This is a genomic window from Nonomuraea sp. B19D2 (assembly GCF_040137845.1).
Classification (GTDB): Bacteria; Actinomycetota; Actinomycetes; order Streptosporangiales; family Streptosporangiaceae; genus Nonomuraea.
In genome coordinates this window covers 55,271-68,964 of the sequence record NZ_JBEFAK010000029.1, presented here as the reverse complement: position 1 = coordinate 68,964, position 13,694 = coordinate 55,271, and the positions used below count along the sequence as shown (strand labels likewise).

Here is a 13,694-nt window from a genome sequence, read left to right as displayed (position 1 = left end):
GCTTGGCAACTGTGGTGCGACGTGGCACGATTTCGCAGGTGACCAGCAGTCCCGCCAAGGCGCAGCACCTGCGCGACCTCGCGCGGCTGCGCCGTGTTCGCGACCGGATCGACCGGGAGTACGAGCAGCCGCTGGACGTCGAGGCACTCGCCCGCGGCGTGAACATGTCCGCCGGGCACCTCAGCCGCCAGTTCCGGCTCGCCTATGGCGAGTCGCCGTACGGCTACCTGATGACGCGGCGGATCGAGCGCGCGATGGCGCTGCTGCGTCGTGGCGACCTCAGCGTCACCGAGGTCTGTTTCGCGGTCGGTTGCTCGTCGCTGGGCACCTTCAGCACTCGCTTCACCGAGTTGGTCGGCGTGCCGCCCAGCGTCTATCGGCGCGAGGCGGCGCGGGCGACGGCGGGGATGCCGTCGTGCGTGGCGAAGCAGGTGACCAGACCGATCAGGAATCGAGAAGCGCCGCTCAGTGAGCCGCCCCTAGCCTGACCGGCATGGACATCACCATTCGCTCGTGCTTCCTCCCGCATGACGACCCGGACGCCGCCCTGGCCTTCTACCGCGACACCCTCGGGTTCGAGGTCCGCGACGACGTGGGGTACGGCGGGATGCGCTGGATCACGGTCGGCCCCGCTGACCAGCCCGGCACGTCCATCGTCCTGCAGCCGCCGGCGGCCGACCCCGGCGTCACCGAGGACGAGCGCCACACCATCGCCGAGATGATGGCCAAGGGCACCTACGCCGGCATTCTCCTGGCCACCGCCGACCTCGACGGCACCTTCGAGCGGGTGCAGGCCAGCGGCGCCGAGGTCATGCAGGAGCCGATCGAGCAGCCGTACGGGGTTCGCGACTGCGCCTTCCGCGATCCCGCGGGCAACCAGGTCCGCATCCAGGAGCTGCGCTGAGCCGTACCGCGAGCGCAGCCATGACCTGCACAGACGGCACGTGAAGGAGCCCGCGCGCGACGCCGGTGGCGACTGCCCGAACCGTGATCCCGTGCCGCTTCAGCGGCCACAGCCTCGAATCATGCGAAGAGCGCGGTTTCCAGCATCGCGATGAGCGCTTCGGCCGCGGCCTGGGCGTCGTAGTCGCCGTCCTGCAGCCGCTCGCCGATGATCCCGTCGATCGCTCCGCCGACGATGACGGCGAGCGTGCGCGGGTCAGGGCCCGGGGCCAGGCCGCGGGCCTGGCGGGCGTCCTGGAGGAGGGACGCGAGGGGTTTCCAGCGGGCCGACGGATCGGGAGGGTCGCCGTTGATCATCGCCCCCACGATCATGCGGGTGTGGTCCGGACGGTCGGCGAGGTGCCCGACCATCCGCCGCACGTAGGCGGCCGGCGCCTGGTCAGCCGGCGCCGCGTCGACCGCCGCCTTGACCTCGGCCACAAGCTCGCCGAGGACGCGTTCGTACGCCGCCGCCACGACCGCGTCCTTGGCGGCGAAGTGGTACAGCACGGCGCCCTTGGTGATCCCGGCGGTCTGCGCGATCCGTGTCAGCGACGTGGCGGCGTATCCATGCTCGGCCACCAGGTCGATGGTGATCTGGATGAGCTGATCGCGCCGGGCCTGCTCGATGAGGCTGAGCTGCCTGTCCTCGGTGCCGGGTGCCGTGCGCCTTGCTGCCATGGCTCGACGGTATCGCATCCGGACGTATGCTTCTGAACAACGGTCAAAAAATTGACCGATGTTCAGAAGCGGGGTTCCGATGAGTGGTGACATCGAGCAGGGAGACACCAAGCGCCGCCGCAAGGCCCGCCGTCGCCGGGCGCTGAAGATCACGGGCGTCGTCGTCGCCGTCGCGGTCGTGGCGCTGGCCTTCGCCCTGCGAACGCCGTCACCGGTGGGGCACTGGAACAGCGCCCAGGGCCACGCGGACTACCTGGCGGCCTACGGCAAGGCGATGACGGCCATGCCACAGGCCGCCCAGTCGATCGACGTGCGCACCGACTTCGGCGTCGTGCGCGCCTACCGGTACGAAGGTTCCCCGGATCGCGCCGAGCCGCTGGTGCTCCTGCCCGGCAGGGCGTCGGCGTCGCCGGTCTGGGCCGGCAACCTGCCCTCCCTGCTGAAGGCCGGTGACGTCTACACGATCGACCTGCTGGGCGAGCCGGGCAAGAGCGTGCAGGAGGTGCCGATCACCTCCGACGCGGACCAGGCGGCGTGGCTGGACCAGGTGCTCGCGCACCTGCCGGAGGAGTCCTTCCACGTGGTCGGCCTGTCGATCGGCGGGTGGACGGCGGCGAACCTGGCCGTCCACCGGCCACGACACGTGGCCACGCTGACGCTGATCGACCCGGTGTACACCTTCTCCGACATCCCGGCCGGCACGGCTATCCGCGCCATCCCCGCCTCCGTGCCGTGGCTGCCCAGGTCCTGGCGCGACTCGTTCAACTCCTATACCGCCGGAGGCGCGCCGGTGGCGAACGTGCCGGTGGCGGACATGATCGAGTCCGGGATGAAGAACTACACCCTGCACCTGCCGCAACCCACCCGTATCAGCGAAGACGCGCTGGGCGGCCTGAAGATCCCGGTGCTGGCGATCCTGGCGGGCGATTCGGTGATGCACGAGGTCGCCGCCTCCCGCCGGGTCGCCGAGCGCGTGCTTCGCACGGGGACGGTGAAGGTCTACCCCGGCGCCTCGCACGCGATCAACGGCGAACACCCCGGCGAGCTCGCCGCCGACATCGCCGCGTTCCTCGACGCGAACTGAACGATCGTGCTGGTCCAGCCCGCGCCCCCGGAAGATCACCCGCGTGACCGGGGCTGCTACGGGGCGTACGACGCGCCCGCCGCACCGTGGCGGCACTTCTCCGATGAACCCGCACCACCTGGGCGGCGACGATGACCCTGACCAGCCTGGGGCTGACCGCTGAGCAGGAGCGGCTCTACCGTTTCCTGCTCCGAGAGCCGCGCTCTGACATGGACCGCGCCGCCATCGACCTGCGCATGCCGGCTGCCCGCGCCGTGCTCGCCGAGCTCGAAGCCCTCGAGCTGGTCGACGACCTGCTCACCGCGGTTCCTCCGGTCGCTGCCGTGGATCTGCTGGTACGGCGGCGTATGCAGCAGACTCAGCGCCAGCTCGCCGAAATGTGCCTGGCCTGGGACGTGCTCACCGAACTGTCCGAGGAGCACCGCAGCGGCCGGTCCGTGCAACTGGTCGAGCACCTGCCGGACGGGCAGGCCGTCACCCGGCGCATGCACACCCTGATGAACGAGGATCCCGGCGAGTTCGCCCACCTGAAGGAACGCGCGTTCTACGCGGAGACCGGCTACGCCACCCCAACCTTCAAGGGCTTCCTCGGGCGCGGCCTGCGCAGCCGCACCCTCTTCTCCGCCCGCGCCCTGGACGACCCCGCCCAGGAACTCTTCGCCCGGAGCATGGGTGCCCTGGGCGATCTGCACCGGGCCACCACCGAGCCGATCCGGCACCTGGCCATCGTCAACCGCGCCGTCGCCTTCATCCAGGCCGACCCGGCCGACCCGAAGGCCGGAGCCCTGCAGATCCGCCAGCCCGGCGTGGTCGCCATGCTCGCCGACGTCTTCGACGGCATGTGGGAACGCGCCCGCGACCTAGACGACCTGCCCCTGTCCCCGATCGAACAGCAGGTCCTGCACGCCCTCACCCGCCACGACACCGACGAGGCCGCAGCCCGCTCCCTCAACATCTCCGTCCGCAAGTTCCGCGCCCACATCGCCGACCTGATGGCCCGCCTGGGCGCCGCCACCCGCTTCCAGGCCGCACTCCTTGCGAAGGGGCGTGGCTGGTTGTGAGGACCGTCGTCGGCGACACCGCAGTGTGCACCGCCTCCTTCCAGGCCACCCACCGCAAGGCGAGCCCGTGGCCCGCTCTGGTCCCGGAGGACCTGCGTGACGTGCGGTTCCCCGGGTGCAGGCGGTGATGGTGGACAAGCCCGGACTGACAGTGGCGTACGGGTCAGCGGTGCAGCAGGAGCGGCAGCCGGCTCCAGCCGTGCGCGATGAAGGACGGGACATGCGGCAGGTCGGTCTCGTCCACGGCCAGCCGGAGGTCCGGGAACCGGGCGAACAGCGCGGGCAGGGCGGTGAGCGCCTCCTGGCGGGCGAGCGGAGCCCCGATGCAGCGGTGCACGCCGATGCCGAAGGCCAGGTGCTCGTCGCGTTGCTGGGTCGGGTCGAACCGGTCGGCGTCCTGGCCGTGCTGGTCCGGGTCGTGCCCGGCCGCCAGGTAGCTGGCGATGATCGCGTCGCCCGCCTCGATCCGTACGCCGGCGATCTCGATCGGCTCGATGGCGAACCGCAGCGGCAGGTTGGCGATCGACGGCGCCCAGCGCAGCGTCTCCTCGGTCACCGCCTCCCAGGAGATCTCTCCCGCGAGGACATGCCGGAGGTGGTCCGGATGCGTGAGCAGGGCTTGCACGGTGTTGCCGATCAGGTTGACGGTGGTCTCGTGCCCGGCCGCGATGAGGAGCAGCAGGGTGTCGCGGAGCTCGTCGTCGCTGAGGGAGTCGCCGCCGTCACGGACGTTGATCAGCTCAGTGGTCAGGTCGTCGTCCGGGTGCTCGCGCTTGTAGGCGACGAAGGCGGGCAGCACGGTGGCGATCTGGGCCGCAGTGGCCGCCGCCTGCTCGGGGGTGGCGGTGGTGTCCATGATGGCCTCCATCATCTGGGCCATCTCCACCCGCATGTCCGCGGGGACGCCGAACAGCTCACAGATCACCCGCATCGGCAGCGGGTGGGCGTAGGCGCTGCGCAGGTCGACGACCTGGCCCGGCGGCACCGCGGCCATGGCGTCCAGCAGCTCCGCGACGATCTCCTCGACGATCGGCTGCATGGCCTTGGTGCGGCGCGCGGTGAAGCTCGGGGCGATCAGCTTGCGCAGCCGACGGTGCTCCTCGCCATAGGCGCTGAGCATGTTCGACACGCCGATCCAGGTCATGATCCAGGTCCAGCCGGGCTCGGTGAGCGCCTGGGGCAGCAGCCGCCAGTGCCGCTTGTCCTTGCTCACCATCGGGTCGAGGATCAGCTGCTTGAGCAGGTCGTGCCGGGTGACGGCCCAGGCCGGGATGCCTCCCGCGAGCTCTACGAGGACCAGGGGGCCGAGGTCACGTAGCCGGCGGACCTCACCGGGGAGGTCCGCTCCGAAGGGGTCGAGGGCGACGGGGGCTGGACTGCCCAAGGGGATTCTCCCGGCTGATCGGGGCGGATGGGGGTGAAGCGCACCGGCAGGTGTGCCAGCGCACGGTGGAACGGGCCGGGCCGCCACAGGAGCTCGTCGCGCGGCACGGTCAGTTCCAGGTCGCACAGGTGAGAGGTCAGGCGCTCGATCGCGGTCATGGCGATGAGCACGGCCGGGTCGCTGGCCGGGCAGCGGTGCGGCCCGGCGCCGAAGCCCAGGTACGCGCCGCCGTCGGAGCGCATCTCCTCGGGCACGTTGGTGGGCTCGGTGTTGGCCGCGGCGTAGGAGACGAGGACCAGCTCGGCCGGCTGGATCCAGGTGCCGTGGAAGTGCACGGGCTGGCGCACGAAGTACGGGCCGTAGTTCGACATGGCGGGTTCGGCGCGCAGGGCTTCCATCAGGGCGTCGTACGTGCTGAGCGCGCCGTTGGTGAGCGAGCTGTAGTAGCGGTCGTCGCTGACCATCCGCGAGATCGTGTTGGAGATCAGGTTGGCCGTGGGCTCGTAGCTGGCGGCCATCACGAGCACGATGTTCTGCGCCAGCTCGTCGGGCTGCAGCGCGGCCGGATGGTCGATGAACCAGGAGGTCAGGTCGTCGCCCCGCTGGGCGTACTTGGCCTGGATCAGCTCGCCGATGTAACGGACGAACGCGTCGCTGCCCCGCGCGGCCGTCTCGCCGTCAGCCTCCATCAGGTCCGCCAGGGCCTGGATCAGGCCGGCGCTGTCGGCGTCGGGCCGCCCGAAGAGCAGGTTGAAGACGCGCGCCGGGATCTGCCCGGCGAACTCGGCGACCAGGTCAGCCTCGCCCTTCGCGGCGAACTGAGCGATGAGCGAGTCGGACACCTCGCTCACCATCTGGCGCAGCTTGTGCGGCTGGACCAGCTGGAAGCAGTCGGAGATCACCTTCCGGTAACGGGCGTGATCGGCGCCGTCGGAGAACAGCGCGTTGGGCCGGTGGCCGAGCATGGCGATCATCCCCGCCGCCTCCGGGGTGTCGGGGAGCCGCGTCTCCCAGTCGCTGGGGTTCTTGCGCCAGACGCCGCCGGCGTTGGTGAGCACGTCCACGGCGGCCTGGTAGCCGATCACCAGGTGGGCCTCGATGCCCGGGGCGATCTCCACGGGCGCGACCGCGCCGTGCCGCCGGCGCAGCTCCGCGTAGATCGCCTGCGGGTCCCTGGCGTACTCCGGCCCGTACAGGCGCCCGGCGTCGGGCAGATAGCGCATGGTCATGACAGCACCAGCTCTCTGATGTGCTCCACCAGCGCGATCAGCGAGGCACGGGCGGAGGCGGGGTCGCGGGCGTCGCACACCACCAGCGGCGTGCGCGGGTCCAGGTCGAGCGCCTTGCGCAGGGCATCGGGCGGATAGTCCGGCGAGTCGGGGAAGTGGTTGACGGCCACCGCGTACCGGATGCCGGCGTTCTCCACCAGGTCGAGGACGGCGAAGCTGTCGTCGATGCGGCGGGTGTCGGCCAGCACCAGCACTCCCAGCGCGCCGCGGACGAGCTCGTTCCACAGGACCTGGAACCGGGTCTGCCCAGGCGCCCCGAACAGGTAGAGCACCACGCCCGGCAGGGTGAGGCGGCCGAAGTCGATGGCGGTGGTCGTGGTCGTCTTCTCGTTCACGCCGGTGAGGTCGTCGACCAGCGTGCCCGCCTGGGTGAGCACCTCCTCGGTGTTGAGGGGCTTGATCTCCGAGAGGGCGCTCACGATGGTCGTCTTGCCCACGCCGAACGGCCCGGCGATGACCAGCTTGACCGGGATGTGTTCCGTACTGATTCGGCTGTCAGAGAGCGCGGAGGCCACTGAGCACCAACTCCAAGATCTCGATGTCGGGCAGGTCGGCGGCCGGCGGATCGCGGGTCAGCAGCGTTCCGCCGCCGACCAGTCCGGCGACCAGCAACCGCACCACGCAGTACGGCAGGCCCAGGTGCGCGGCGCACTCGTACACCGACAACGGCCCGTCCTGCAGCAGCGCCAGCAGATGCGACCCCGGAGGGTCCAGCCCGTTGGTGGCGGCGTCAGGTGCGATGTAGACCAGGGTCGTGCGCTCGACGTTGATGTGCTCGGGCACGGTCAACCTCGCGGCGGCCATGTAGTCCGGGACGACCCGCCGCCGCTGCCGTCCGGAGGTCATGTCCGGACGCCCGGCACCCTGGCCGCGCTGGCCTCGTCGAGAGTCTTGATCAGCTTCTGCACCTGGAGCTGCACCTCGTAGGCCAGCGCGCCGATGTTGACCGACCCGGTGGCGGCGACGACGATGGCGGCGCGGTCGCCGGCCGGGGCGATGTAGTAGTAGCCGCTGCCGGCGGAGATGACGATGTCCACCACTTCGCCGTCGGCGCCGTTGCTGAGGCCGTCGCACAGGGCGCGGGCGGCCCCCAGCACCGAGCTCGTCATCGCGGCGGCGCGCTCGCCGCTCTCGGCGGTCACGTCGGCCGAACCACCGAGGATGAGCCCGTCACGGCTCAGCACCACGCCGCGGGCGACACCGGGAAGTGCCAGCAGGGGCGACAGGACCCAGGACACGTCGAGGGACAACGGGCGACCTTTGGTCTGAACACGGCCTGCAGCGCTGTGAGTGTCCATGGAACGGTCAATTCCCTTCGGTGATGTCGTGCTGCTGCGGCGGGAGCGCTTCGCGGCGGCCCGCTTCGGCTCCGACCTGGAAGTCGCCCCACCGCTTCTGGGCCTCCTCCGGGGTGGTGAGCAACTTGTCACCTGATCCGTCAGGGCTGCCGGAGCCGCCCGGTACGCGGTTGGGCCTGGTGCCGGACGCGGCAGACGACGGCTGGCGGCGGCGCTGCGGCAGCGGCGCGAGCTCCTCCGCGGGGACACGCCGCTGCTCGGGGGCCGTCGCGGGTTCAGCGCGGAGCTCCGCCGCAGGCTCGGGCCGTACGGAGGAGGCGACCGGCTCCGACCCGAGGGGCATGCCGGAGGCGGTCGGGACGGCGGCCACGGGCTCCGCCCGGAGAGACATGCCGGAGGTGGGGACGGCGGCCACGGGCGCCGGCCGGAGGGACCCGCCAGAGACCGGGACGGCGGCGCGGACCGGCTCGGGCGCCAGCACCGACGGACGGCTGTCCTCCGGCATCTCCACCAGCAGGGCGGTGGGGATGCTCAGCACGGCCTGGACGCCGCCGAAGGCGCTCTTCTTGACCGTGACCTGCATGCCGTAGTGCGCGGCCTGGCGGCCGATCGCGGCCCAGCCGGTGTGGGGCGGGTTGCCCAGGTCGATCAGGCGGACCGGGTGGGTGCCGCTCAGCAGGCGGGTCGCGCGGGCGTACTGGTCCTCGTTGAGGCCGACACCGGCGTCGTCGATGACGATGGCGGCGCCGTTGTTGGTCTCGTGCACCGCGATGGTCACCTTGAGCGTGCCGTGCGAGTGGTGGACCGCGTTGGCCAGCAGCTCGGCGGTGATGAACAGGATCGACTCCGCGGCGCGGGCCGCGACCCCGATCCGGCGGCGCAGGTGGTTGGCCGGGCCCTCGACGCGATGCTCGAAGTTCTCCACCCGGGAGATGGCGCCCACCACCAGGTCCACCAGATAGGTGTCGTCACGCGACAGGCCGGGCGTGGCGCCGCAGGCGATGCCGGTGACCTGCATGCGGCGGATGATCAGTTCGTTGAACATGTCGAGTCCGAGCACCTCGCGCAGCAGCGCCGTGTGCTCGTCGCCGCTGTAGCGCTGCTGCACGCCGGCGAGCAGGTCCTGGGCGCGCAGTGCCTGGGTCTGAACGCGGGACATCGCGCCCCTGACGACTGCCTGGGCCGCCTCGTCGATGCGCTCGCCTTCCTCGCGGACGCCGCGGGTGAGCGCCTCGAGGATGGCGCGGTGCTGCCTGTCGATGTCCGTGCCGGCGAGCGCCGGGTTCTGCACGCCGGGCACGATCACGTGCGGGGCGCGCAGGTGGGACAGCAGGGCGGGGATCCGCTTCGAGATCAGGTGCTCGGTCTCGGCCCGCAGGACGTCCTGCTGGGCGCGCGCCTCGCGCAGCAGCTCCGCGCCCTCCTGGGCCTGGCGCTCCACCTGCATCTGCCGCTGGTTCCTGGCGCTGGTCTCGCGCGTCAGGTGCTCGTGCGCCTGACGGGCCTGAACGAGCTGCCCACGGACCTGGGCGAGGTCGCGGCGTACGCGCGAGTGGAGGATCAGGACGCCCGCGAGGGCGAGAGCGAGAACGGCGGCGCCGATCATTATCGGGACACTGAAGGAGTCTGGCGGCATGACAGTCCTGGGGTCGGGGGGAGCCGGCGGGGGAGATGTCGACCGCCGAAGAGCCCGCTATCGGCGCGCGCCGTTCTCACATGGCGGCTGGTGGGGACCGCGTCGGCGTGGCACGCGCCCTTCCGCGACGCCGGCACAGCTGCGTGCCTGGTGCGGTTCTGCCTGAGGCACGGCGGGGCCAAGCGACATGGGCATCCTCGGTCTCAATGGAACGACGGCCAAACGGGAAATCCAGTATTCCCGTTTAGTCACGATAGTCAACCGTGTGTAAGCTCGTCACTGCGTTGGGCCTACCCCCATGACTGTCCGATTTGTCCGGATTGTAGTGGGTGCCGTGGCGGGTGGAGCGCTTGTGGTCCCCGGTGCCTGCGCCCTGGAGCAGGCGTGCCAGAGGGAGCCCACCGAGAAGGTGTGCGCGTTACGGCGCGGTAGGACGGACTTATCCGGTCAATTCCCTGATTTCGTGATAAATCTACTCATTTTGGCCGGGGTGGATTTTCTTGGTCTCTTGCCCTTGTTGACGATGTTTTCTCGGTGCATGCTCCAGACGGGGAGATGCGGAGGGGAGATCCCAAACAGCGCTGAGTAATGACGTATCCATAAACCGGTGGCCCGGTTTGCCGATACGTCTGATTCGGCGTGCCTACCGGAAGGGAGCGGCTCATGGGTAACGAGACGGTAAGGGACATCAACAGTACCTTGTCCGCGCGGAAAGAGCTCGATGCGGGAATCAGTGTTCTGAACACCGATGAATGGCGCAAGTTGCAGGCGTTCGCGGACATGGCCGTCAACAAGAACCCGGCGACCGAAGAGGCCATGCGGACGACGCTGGCTCTCCAGTCCGGCGACGAGCTGAAGCAGGACTTCAAGGACACGGTCGGGATCTACGCCTCCCTGAAGGCCGACTGCGCCGTCTTCAAGGACGAGATCCAGCCGAAAACCGTGGAGCTGGCCAGCGACATCGTCCAGTACCAGCGCCGGGTGGACACGGTGTACGAGCGTCTCATCCGGCTCCTCGAGGAGCACGAGCCGGGCCGCGACATCGCTGCGAAACTGGTCGAGCTGGCGAAGCAATGGGGCACAGGTGCACCGTCTGTAGAGTCGGCGGAAATCAAGGTGAAGTTCCAGAAATACGTGGAACGGCTGCTCAAGGATGCCGAAGAGAGGGCCAAGAGGGCCCTGGAGCTCAACGAGAAGATGAAAGTCTTCAAGGCCGCCCTCGAACGTTCTTCCGGGGAGTTCGAAGCTCACGTGACTCGGTACCGGCAGAGATACGGCGGCGCCGAGAAGGAAGTCGAGAGGATCAAGGGCGAGATCGCGCTGCTCGACCAGGACCTGACCGGCGCGCGGAAGAAGGACAAGGACGAGCGCATTGTCCTGGCCACGGCTCCTGTGTATCTCGTCATTCCCGTTTTCGGCCCGTTCATCATGGCCGGGGTACTGATCGGAGTCGGAATCGATCTGGGCCTCCAGGTCGAAAGAATCAAGGAGAAGGTCAAAAAACTCGAGGCCGTGCGGAGCAAGCTCGGCATCGAGCAGAAGTTCTTCGCCGAGTACAAGACAGGGATGGACCTGACCCAGAAGACCAAGGAGGACCTCACCATTGTGCAGCCGCTCGTCGCGAAGATCGCCGCAGCGTGGAACGCGCTCACCAGCGACCTGAAGGACCTGAGGCAGGAGCTGCTCAAGGACGCGGAGGACAACGCGCTGGCCGAGGAATGGGACCTCGCTTCGCTGGACCTGGAGACCGCCCGGAAGACGTGGCGCGCACTGGAGCAGCAGGCCGACCGCTACCGCAACTTCGCTGTCGCCAAGTCGGTGGAGACCGCAGAGGAACTGTCCTCGGGCGTCAAGGTCGCGGCGTAGGAGGGGAAGCATGGCGGCATCCACCACCGCATCGGACGTCCACGCCCGGGTGACGTCGATGCTCGAGAACGAGAACCGGTTGTTCCCGATCACAAGCCCGGGTTATTCGAAAGTCGTCGGCCGCTTGACAGCCGCAAACCTGTGCGTCGATCTCGAGACCGTCTATGCGGAGGCCCAGGAGAAAAAGGCCACCGCGCTCGTCGTCTTCGCCGACATCGTCCGGATCCCCGCGTCGTTCAAAAAGCGCCTACTGGGTAAGGACCTCGGCCTGCTCAGCATCGTGGCCAGGTCCATCGAGATCGAGGGAGACAGCGCCGGTCTGATCCTGAAGTACGACAAGGAAAAGGCCCGGCAACCTGTGCTCCGCATTCTCGCCCACGAGGTCACGGGGACGTTTACGGTACGGGCATACGGGACGCAGGACGAAAAGCGCCTGATCGCACCCCCGAGGGAGGAGCCGCTTCGCTACCGGTCGTACACCGGCGACGCCGACGGCCTGGTGGAGCGGCAGGGAAGGCTGGCGATCGACCTGCTCGACGTCTCCAGCCCGCTCCGTCAGGTGCTCACGGCGAGCTTCGACCTGGCCGCGGGGCTCATGCGCGCACACGTGCCGCGAGCGGAGGAACAGGAACTCGCGCGTTCCATCCTGAGCTGGATCGTCCGCTGGGCCGCGTATCCGTCGCCGTACCTGACCCGGCTTTTCCAGGACGCCGACACGCTGAGCCGGTTGCTTCCCGTCACTCGGGACGGCCACACCACCCACAGCCTTCCGGTTCTCACCTCGGACCTGTACCTGAGACTGGCCCGCGCTCAGTACGAAACCGCGAAGAAGTACGAGCTCGACCGCAGCTTCGACGGTGTCCGGGACGACCTGCACAAGGTGGTCTCGGAGGTCGTGGGCGCGTGGATGGGCCGGGACGATGTTGATCTTCAGGACATCGACCAACAGATCGACGAAGCCCGAAGACTCATCGGCGAATCCACCGCGACCCTGGAAAGAGTGTCGAAGGAACTGGCGAACCAGGCCTTCGACGCGAAGCTGAGCGGCATCCGGCTCGAGGGTGAGCTGGCGCAGGACCGGATCATCAAGATTGCGAAGGCGACGTTCGAGATCGTGATGGGCGTCGTCCAGATCGGAGTCGCGATCAGTGGCGTGGTCGGCAACCCGGCCGCGGCCGGGGCGGTGGCCTCCGCGAATCCGGCGACCTTCTTCAATACCATGTCGAAGTTCGGGCAAGCGGCGAAGTTCACGGGCAGGCTGTTGCCGACGGTCATGATCCTCTACGCGTCGCCGTACTTGCTGTACCGGGGCTACGAGTCCGGGAGCGACGACGACAAGAAGGCACTCCAGGACAGCATGAAGTCGATGGGGCCCGCAGCGACGAGGATCCTCTCGGCCGCCCAAACCCTCATGAAGGTGAACCAGCCGCTGAACACAGTGGAGAAGATCGGGGAACTGGTCAGCCAGACCGCGGGCGTACCCACCGTCATCGAGTCCAAAGCCGTGTGGGACAGCTTCGACGCAGAGACCGGTGCGGAGTTCGAGAAGATCACCCGTGATCCCGAGGCGACCAAGTCGGTCGTCGACGCGGTGCTCGCGTATCGAACCACGGTGCAGAAATACTCGATCTACCAGCGGGCCTTCTGCGAGCAGCAGGCATTGCTCGCCCAGCAGGTGCGCGCGCTCGGGACCCTGCTCATCCGCAAGGACGGCATCAAGAAGAAGCAGGCCACGCTCGCCGCGCTCCGCAACGATCTGTCCCGGAAGGACGAGGCGGTCGAGCTCCTGCGCTCGCTCCGCGACGCACGGCTCTACGAGCTGAGGCAGTCGTTCTTCACTGCCCTCCACAGGTACCGGGCAGCGTACTTTTGCGAGCATCTGGCCTGGCCGCCGGGCATGCCGCCCGTGGCCGTCCCGACCGATGCCGCGCAGATGAGCGAAGCCCTGGCGGGTGTCGACCAGGCGATCTCAGACGTCAGACCGCCTGTGATCGGCGACTTCAAGCGGACGCTGGTCCTGAAGAAGGCGGACCACAAGGAGCTCTTCGCCGACCTTGTGTCGAGGAAGGAGGGAAAGTTCGCTCTGGAGCCGGGGGAGCCGCTCTTCGCCAAACACGACCTCGTCCGCCTGAGCTGCGTCCGCGTGTGGCTGGTGGGCACGGGGGATAGCCAGGTCTCGGTCGAACTGCATGCCGGCGGCGGCTTCCAGGATCGGGCACCAGGTGGCGAACTGTGGGCCTTCTCCGGCCAGCCCTACGCCATCACCTTCGAGTACGAGGGCGACAAGGTCATCTACGACCCACGGCTGGAAGGTGTGCGTCCCATGCCCTTCACCACGTGGAGCCTTCGCGTGGACGCCCCCGATTCCGCTCTGGCGGCCGTGAGCCAGATCGAGTTCTTCATGAGCGGGACATCATCCGCCAGGCACGCTGGTTGAGGACCCGTGGGGCCGC

General features: G+C 68.8%; 14 protein-coding genes. 7 read left to right on the top strand and 7 right to left on the bottom strand.

What is annotated here, in order from left to right; translation table 11 throughout:
- The first annotated feature begins 38 nt into the window (after positions 1 to 38).
- Both ABN273_RS39085 and ABN273_RS39080 read left to right on the top strand, forming a co-directional pair.
- Complete coding sequence (locus tag ABN273_RS39085) at positions 39 to 488, top strand: helix-turn-helix transcriptional regulator (protein WP_349454283.1); 450 nt, start codon at positions 39 to 41, stop codon at positions 486 to 488.
- Between the two features lie 5 nt (positions 489 to 493).
- Complete coding sequence (locus tag ABN273_RS39080; protein ID WP_349454282.1) at positions 494 to 904, top strand: VOC family protein; 411 nt, start codon at positions 494 to 496, stop codon at positions 902 to 904.
- A 119-nt stretch (positions 905 to 1,023) separates the two neighbouring features.
- Here the strand turns inward: ABN273_RS39080 and ABN273_RS39075 are convergent, their stop codons facing one another.
- The gene (locus ABN273_RS39075; RefSeq protein WP_349454281.1) at positions 1,024 to 1,623 is read right to left on the bottom strand and encodes a TetR/AcrR family transcriptional regulator; all 600 of its coding nucleotides are present in this window, start codon (positions 1,621 to 1,623) and stop codon (positions 1,024 to 1,026) included.
- Between the two features lie 79 nt (positions 1,624 to 1,702).
- Between ABN273_RS39075 and ABN273_RS39070 the strand changes: the two genes are divergently transcribed.
- From ABN273_RS39070 to ABN273_RS39060, 3 genes are all read left to right on the top strand, one after another.
- Positions 1,703 to 2,707 (top strand): alpha/beta fold hydrolase, encoded by a 1,005-nt coding sequence (locus ABN273_RS39070; RefSeq protein WP_349454280.1) that lies wholly within the window; start codon positions 1,703 to 1,705, stop codon positions 2,705 to 2,707.
- 131 nt (positions 2,708 to 2,838) lie between these two features.
- Positions 2,839 to 3,768 (top strand): helix-turn-helix transcriptional regulator, encoded by a 930-nt coding sequence (locus ABN273_RS39065; RefSeq protein ID WP_349454279.1) that lies wholly within the window; start codon positions 2,839 to 2,841, stop codon positions 3,766 to 3,768.
- Positions 3,765 to 3,896 (top strand): hypothetical protein, encoded by a 132-nt coding sequence (locus tag ABN273_RS39060; protein WP_349454278.1) that lies wholly within the window; start codon positions 3,765 to 3,767, stop codon positions 3,894 to 3,896. Before ABN273_RS39065 ends, ABN273_RS39060 begins: the two co-directional genes overlap by 4 nt.
- Before the next feature lie 35 nt (positions 3,897 to 3,931).
- On the opposite strand, the gene ABN273_RS39055 is transcribed toward ABN273_RS39060, so the two are convergent.
- The 6 genes from ABN273_RS39055 to ABN273_RS39030 are packed head-to-tail and all read right to left on the bottom strand — an operon-like array spanning position 3,932 to position 9,345.
- A complete protein-coding gene (locus ABN273_RS39055) occupies positions 3,932 to 5,152 on the bottom strand; it encodes a cytochrome P450 family protein (RefSeq protein ID WP_349454277.1) in 1,221 nt (406 codons plus the stop codon).
- Positions 5,056 to 6,381: a cytochrome P450 family protein gene (locus ABN273_RS39050; protein WP_349454275.1), complete on the bottom strand. Its 1,326-nt coding sequence runs from the start codon at positions 6,379 to 6,381 to the stop codon at positions 5,056 to 5,058. The genes ABN273_RS39055 and ABN273_RS39050 overlap by 97 nt, the downstream gene beginning before the upstream one ends.
- Complete coding sequence (locus ABN273_RS39045; RefSeq protein WP_349454274.1) at positions 6,378 to 6,956, bottom strand: GTP-binding protein; 579 nt, start codon at positions 6,954 to 6,956, stop codon at positions 6,378 to 6,380. Before ABN273_RS39045 ends, ABN273_RS39050 begins: the two co-directional genes overlap by 4 nt.
- Positions 6,937 to 7,287, bottom strand: coding sequence for a DUF742 domain-containing protein (locus tag ABN273_RS39040; protein WP_349454273.1), 351 nt, complete (start codon positions 7,285 to 7,287; stop codon positions 6,937 to 6,939). Before ABN273_RS39040 ends, ABN273_RS39045 begins: the two co-directional genes overlap by 20 nt.
- Positions 7,284 to 7,691 carry a roadblock/LC7 domain-containing protein gene (locus ABN273_RS39035; RefSeq protein WP_349454272.1) on the bottom strand — a complete coding sequence of 136 codons (408 nt, stop codon included), beginning with the start codon at positions 7,689 to 7,691 and terminating at the stop codon, positions 7,284 to 7,286. Before ABN273_RS39035 ends, ABN273_RS39040 begins: the two co-directional genes overlap by 4 nt.
- A gap of 55 nt (positions 7,692 to 7,746) precedes the next feature.
- A complete protein-coding gene (locus ABN273_RS39030; protein WP_349454270.1) occupies positions 7,747 to 9,345 on the bottom strand; it encodes an ATP-binding protein in 1,599 nt (532 codons plus the stop codon).
- A 693-nt stretch (positions 9,346 to 10,038) separates the two neighbouring features.
- Here ABN273_RS39030 and ABN273_RS39025 point away from each other — a divergent pair.
- Together ABN273_RS39025 and ABN273_RS39020 are read left to right on the top strand one after the other, a co-directional pair.
- Positions 10,039 to 11,241 (top strand): hypothetical protein, encoded by a 1,203-nt coding sequence (locus ABN273_RS39025; RefSeq protein WP_349454269.1) that lies wholly within the window; start codon positions 10,039 to 10,041, stop codon positions 11,239 to 11,241.
- 10 nt (positions 11,242 to 11,251) lie between these two features.
- Positions 11,252 to 13,678 carry a hypothetical protein gene (locus ABN273_RS39020; protein WP_349454268.1) on the top strand — a complete coding sequence of 809 codons (2,427 nt, stop codon included), beginning with the start codon at positions 11,252 to 11,254 and terminating at the stop codon, positions 13,676 to 13,678.
- Positions 13,679 to 13,694 lie beyond the last annotated feature (16 nt).